Genomic DNA, 6,119 nt, shown 5'->3' with positions numbered 1-6,119 from the left:
CTTCTGGTCAGTCGGTGGTGACGAGTTGCAGTCGCAGCAGGGACGCCGTGAGCGGCTCGCCCGTGTCCGGCCGGGCCGGGGGTGGCGCCCCGGCCGGGCCGTCGCCGTCGAGCCACAGCCGCCTGCGCCGGAACACCGGGCGGGGCAGCGGCGCCCGGCGTACCGGCCCCGGCGGCGCGCCACTGAGTACGAGGTGGGCGTTGGTGCCGCCGAGGCCGAACGAGCTGACGCCGGCGACGCGTTCCCGTCCGGCCGGCCAGCCGACCGGTTCCGTGGTGGGGTGCAGCGGTGAGCGGTCGAAGTCGAACCGCGGGTTCGGGGTGTCGCAGAACAGCGTCGGCGGGATCGTGCCGTGTTCCAGGGCGAGCGCCACCTTGAACAGCCCGGCCATGCCGGCGGCGCTGAGCAGGTGGCCCAGGTTCGACTTCACGCTGCCGATCTCGATCCGGCCGCCGGGCCGGTCGCCGAAGACGTCGTTGAGGGCACGCAGCTCGATCGGGTCGCCGATGAGCGTGCCGGTGCCGTGCGCCTCCAGCATCGTGATGTCGGCGGGGCGCCGGCCGGCGGCGGCCAGCGCCTGCCGGACCACGTCGGCCTGGGCGGCGGGGCTGGGGGTGGTGACGCCCATCGTGTGCCCGTCGTTGTTCACCGCCACGCCGTCGATCACGGCGTGGACGCGGTCGCCGTCGGCGAGCGCGGCCGCCAGCGGTTTGAGCAGCACCACGCCGCAGCCCTCGCCGGGCACGAAGCCGTCGGCGCGTTCGTCGAACGTCCAGCACCGGCCGGTCGGGGACAGCGCCCGCGCGGCGCTCAGGTCGAGGTACGTCTCCGGGTCCAGCAGCACCTCGACGCCGCCGACGACCGCCAGCTCCGACTCCCCCGCGAGCAGGCTGCGGCAGGCGACCTGCACCGCGACGAGCGACGACGAGCAGGCGCTGTCGACGACCAGGTTCGGGCCGCGCAGGTCGAAGTGGTGTGCGACGCGGGCGGCGATGAAGTTCTGGTCGGAGCGCAGGACGTCGGTGCGGATCGGGACGCGTCGGCCGTAGTCGGACAGCCGCGCCCCGGCCACGACGGCGACGCGCCGGCCGCGCAGTTCGTCCGGGGCGTACCCGGCCTCGGCCAGGCACTCCGCGGTGCCCTCCAGGAACATCCGGATCGCCGGGTCCAGGCAGCGCGCCTCGTCGTCGCTCATGTCGAAGTAGCCGGGGTCGAACCACTCGATGCCCTCGACGAAGCCGCCCCACTTGCTGATCGACCGTCCGAGGCCGGGCTCGGGCGAGTACCAGCGGCGGTGGTCCCACCGCTCGGCCGGCACCTCGGTGACCGCGCAGCGCCCGTGGAGCAGGTTGTCCCACAGCGTCACGACGTCGGTCGCTCCCGGGAACCGGCAGGCCATGCCGATCACCGCCACCCGCCGGTCCAGGTCCGGCCGCGCGCCGCCGCCCGCGACCACCGCCGCCTGCGCCGCCGTCGGCACAGGCTCATCAACGGGTACGGGCGCAGTCACGGGTACGGGCGCCGTCACCGCGTCGGGTGGAGTCACGGGTACGGGCGCAGCCACCGGCCCGGGCGAGTTCACCGCCTCGGGCGCAGTCGGCGGCTCGGGCTCGGGAGTCGCGGCCTGCACGCCGAGGTGGGCGGTGAGGCGCTCCAACGTGGGGTGCAGCAGCAGCGTCGCCGGGTCGAGATGGGTGCCGAGCCGCTCCTCGATGCGGATCAGCAGCTCGCCGAGGAGCACCGAGTCCACGCCCAGGTCGCCGAACTCGACGGTCGGGTCGAGGTCGCGCTCGGGAATGCCCAGCGCCGCCGAGAAGATGCCCACGAGCCAGCCCGGCGGGGCCGTCGCCGTGCCCGTCGTCAGGGCCGGCGCCGGCGCCGGGGCCGGGACCGAGGCTGGGGCCGGGGCCGGGATCGAGGCTGGGGCCGGCGCCGGGACCGAGGCCGGGGCTGGGACCGAGGCTGTCGCCGAGCCCGGGGCGGGCGTACCGGCGGCCGGAGCGCCTGCCACGACGGGGGGTGACGTCGGCGCCGGGCGGCGCGGGCGCAGCCGCAGCAGGGCGTCGGGGTCGGGGGCGTCGCCGAGCGGCGGGCACGGCAGCACCACCGCGCCGGCCGGCAGGGCGAGCACGCGGTCGACGACGCGTAGTCCGGCGGCGTCGTCCAGCGGGGCGAGACCGGCCGGCGCGCACGGGTTGGGGCGTCCGCTCGTGGACCCGGTCTGTGCCCACTGCGGCCAGTCCACCGAGCGGAACTCCGTACGGCCGGCGGCGATCCGCGCGCGGACCAGCTCGTCGACGGCGATGTTCGCGGCGGCGTAGTCGGAGACCCCGGCGGCCAGCCCGGTCACCGTGGCGCACACCGAGGAGAACACCAGGAAGAAGTCGAGCGGGTCGGCGGCGCACAGCGGCACCAGGGTCTCGAAACCGTCCAGCTTGGGCGCCATCGCCGCGCGGACGTCCGCCAGGTCCTTGTGCAGGAACGCCGGGTTGCCCCGGCTCTCCACACCGGCGCAGTGCACCACGCCCCGCAGCGGGCCGAGTTCCGCGCGGACCTGCCGCAGGAACTCCTCGACACCGGGGAACCCGCCGGCGTGCTGGAGCACGCGCACGCCGCGGGCGCGCAGGTCGTCCGCGACGCCGGTGTCCGCGTGGACGCCGACCAGGGCGATCGACCGGGCGCCGTGACCGGCCAGGTGCCGGGCGACGAGCGCACCGACGCCCCGGGTGCCGCCGGTCACCAGGTAGGCCCCGTCCGGGTCGCAACGCAGCGGCGCGTGGGGCGCCGGTACGAGGTCCAGGCGCGGCCGGTACCGCCGGCCGTCGGCGTACCGGACCTCGCCGTAGGCGTCGGCCCGTACCCATTCGGCGAGGATCCGGGTGGCGAGATCGGTGTCGTCGCCGGGCCGGTCGGTGTGCAGCACGGTGGCGGTGACGCGGGCGTACTCGGCGCCGAGGACCTTGACGAAGCCGGCCGTGCGGACGTCGTCGACGGCCGTCTCCAGGATCCGCAACGGCGTGGTGGGACGCTCGGCCAGCAGCCGCTGCACCATCCGTACCCGGGTCTCCCAGCCGGGCCCGCCGGGCAGGCCGACCAGCCCGCCGACGTCGGGCACGCGGGACAGCACGGCGGCGAGGTCCGCCACGTCGTGCACGGCCAGGCCGCCGAGACGGGCGACGAGATCGGGACTGCCGCCGACGCACAGCATCACCCCGGCCACCGGCGACGCGGCCGGCCCGGGATCGGGATCCGGCTCCCACCCCTTGGCGTAGAGCGGCACCTCGGCGTCCGGCGCCGCCGCGACGGTCGGCGCCTGCGTGCCGGACGGCCCGGCACCGGCCGGTGTGTCCTCCGGCACCCAGCACCGCATGCGGGCGAACGGGTACGCCGGCAGGTCCACGACCGTCCGGCCCGGCTCGTGGAGCGCGGCCCAGTCGACGGCTCCGCCGGCCACCCAGTGCCGGGCGAGGTCGGTCAGGCTCGCGCCGGCCGGCGGCACGGCGTCCGGGTCCGGCGCGGCGGGCGCGCGCCCGCGCAGCACGGCGGGATCGGTGCGGTAGGCGGTGAGACGCTCGCACAACGTTGCGACGTCCTCGACCACGACCGCCAGCCGCTGCCGCAGCGGCTCCCGGCCGACCTGGAGCGTGTAGGCGATGTCGGCGAGGGCCGGCCCGTCGTGCGCCAGCAGCGCGGCGGCGTGGTCGGCGGCCGAACCGGGGTGCTCCCCGGCGGCGATCCGCCGGACCGCGGCGACGAGGTCCGCCGTGCTCGGTCCGCGGTCCCGGCGCAGGTACGCGACGAGCCGCCGCACCACCTCGTCGAGGCGGTCCTCGTCGTAGGCGGACAGGACGACGAGCTGCGGGCCGGGCGGCGCGGCCGGGCGGGTGCGGGCGGGTGGCGCGGCGACGACCGCGTGGGCGATGGTCCCTCCGGCGCCGAACGAGCTGACGCCCGCGACCCGGGGGCCGGTCCACTCGGCCCGCTGCCGCTGCACCCGGAACGGCACGGCGTCCCAGGGGATGTTCGGGTTGAGTTCGTCGGCGTGCAGCGACGGCGCGAGCACGCCGTGCCGCAGTTGCAGGATGACCTTGGTGAGACCGGCGAGTCCGGCGGCGGCCTCGGTGTGCCCGATCGTCGACTTCACCGAGCCGATCGGGATGCTGCCGGGCGGCAGGTCGGTCCCGGCCGCGTCCCGGTACGCCCGGGTCAGGCCGTCGATCTCGACCGGGTCGCCGAGCGCCGTGCCGGCGCCGTGTGCCTCCACGTAGCCGATCTCGGCGGGTCCGGTACGGGCGTCGCGCAGCGCCCGCCGTACCACGTCGGCCTGCGCGACCGGGCTGGGCACGATGTAGCCGTTCGTCCGTCCGGCGTGGACGACGGCGGTGCCGCGGATCACGGCGTGCACCGGGTCACCGTCGTCCAGCGCCCGCCGCAGCGGCTTGAGGATCAGCGCGCCGACCCCCTCGGCCGGCACGAACCCGTCGCCGCCGGCGCCGAAGGTCCGGCTGCGCCTGTCGGTCGCGGTGAGCTTCATCCGGTGCTGCTGGATGAACTTGTTCGGGTGCAGCGACAGGCTGACGGCCCCGGCCACCGCCAGTTCGGCCTCGCCGCGCCGCAGGCTCTGCACCGCCAGGTCGAGCGCCACCAGCGCGGAGGAGCACATCGTGTCCACGGTGAGGCTCGGGCCGTGCAGGTCGAAGCAGTACGACACCCGGTTGGCGATGCCGCCGAGCGTCGCGCCGGAGTCCTGCGGGACGCCGCGCAGCGTCCGCTCCGCCCCGAACAGCGGGTACTCGTTCCACATCGCGCCCGCGTACACGGCGACCGAGGATTGGTGCCGCTCCCGCAGCCGGGCGCGGGTGTATCCGGCGCTCTCCAGCGCGGCCCAGGTCACTTCGAGGAACAGCCGTTCCTGCGGGTCCATCAGGGCGGCGTCGCGGGGGGTGATGCCGAACAGCAGCGGATCGAACCGGTCGACGTCGTCGAGGTACCCGCCGTCCATGAGGTGGGTCGGCCATCCCGGCCGCGCGCGTTCGGGCGGGTGCGGGGTGACGCAGTCGCGGCCGCCGGCGAGGTTGTCCCAGAACGCGTCGAGGTCGGGCGAGCGCGGGTAGCGTCCCGCGACGCCGATCACCGCGATCTCCGTCTCGCGCTCCTCCTCCGGCTCCCGCTCCACGGCGACGGCCGGCGCCGGCACGACGTCCGCAGCGGGCGGTGCGGCGGACTCGGCAGGTGCGGCGGACTCGGCGGGCTCGGCGGGCTCGGCGGGAACCGCGCCGGCGGGAGCCGTGCGGCCGGCCGCCGCCAGCGCCGCGGCGACCTCTCCAAGGGTGGCGTGCTCGAAGAACAGCGTCCGCGACCGCTCGCCCAGGTCGTTCTCCAGCCGGGCGGTCAGTCGCGTCACGAGGAACGACGACAGGCCCAGCTCGGTCAGCGGCAGGAGCGGGTCGACGGACTCGGCGGGCAGGCCGGACACCTCGGCGTACACCTGGACCAGATAGGCCCGCAGCGACCCGGCCGGGTCGCGCGGCCGTGCGGCGGGCGGGGCCGGCGGCGCCGCACCGAAGGGGTAGCCGGGCAGCGGCACCCGCGGGCGTGGTCCCGGCCAGTACCGCCGCCAGTCGACCAGGCCGCCGCCGACCCAGTCCGCGGCGGCGTCGGCGTCGGTCGGCGCGGCGGCCGGCGCGAACGGCGCCCCGGCGACGCCGTGCAGCACCCCGTCGCGGGCCTCGCCGCGCAGGTAGGCGTCGAGTCCGCCGACCAGGTCCGCGACGCTCGCGCACCGCACGGCGAGCCGGTGCGGCAACGGCATCCGGCCGACCTGCGTGGTGTACGCCACGTCGGCGAGGTCGAGCGCCGGGTCCGCGGTGGAGACGTGCTCGCGCAGCCGGTGCGCGGACCGGCGTAGCCGCTCCGGATCGGCGGCGGAGAGGACAACGGCGTGGGCTGGATCGGTCTGTTGCGTCACGGCACCTGCCCGCCTGGGAAGGGTCGACGGCCGAGGATCCCGGCCGAGTCATCACGCTAGGCAGTCGTACCGGCTTCGCCTGCTCAACCTTGAGCAGGCCGGTTGCTTCCGGCGCCCGCTCAACCGTGAGCAGACACGCCGTCGGCCGTCC

General features: G+C 76.4%; 1 protein-coding gene. It reads right to left on the bottom strand.

Annotated features, from left to right (window positions below; genetic code table 11):
* Positions 1-7: 7 nt before the first annotated feature.
* Positions 8-5,968 (bottom strand): SDR family NAD(P)-dependent oxidoreductase, encoded by a 5,961-nt coding sequence (locus tag FB455_RS15530; RefSeq protein WP_030268220.1) that lies wholly within the window; start codon positions 5,966-5,968, stop codon positions 8-10.
* Positions 5,969-6,119: the final 151 nt, after the last annotated feature.

This window comes from Micromonospora sp. CNZ296, assembly GCF_007827635.1.
Note: the sequence above shows the minus strand (reverse complement) of the source record. Positions and strands in the feature narration are given on the sequence as shown.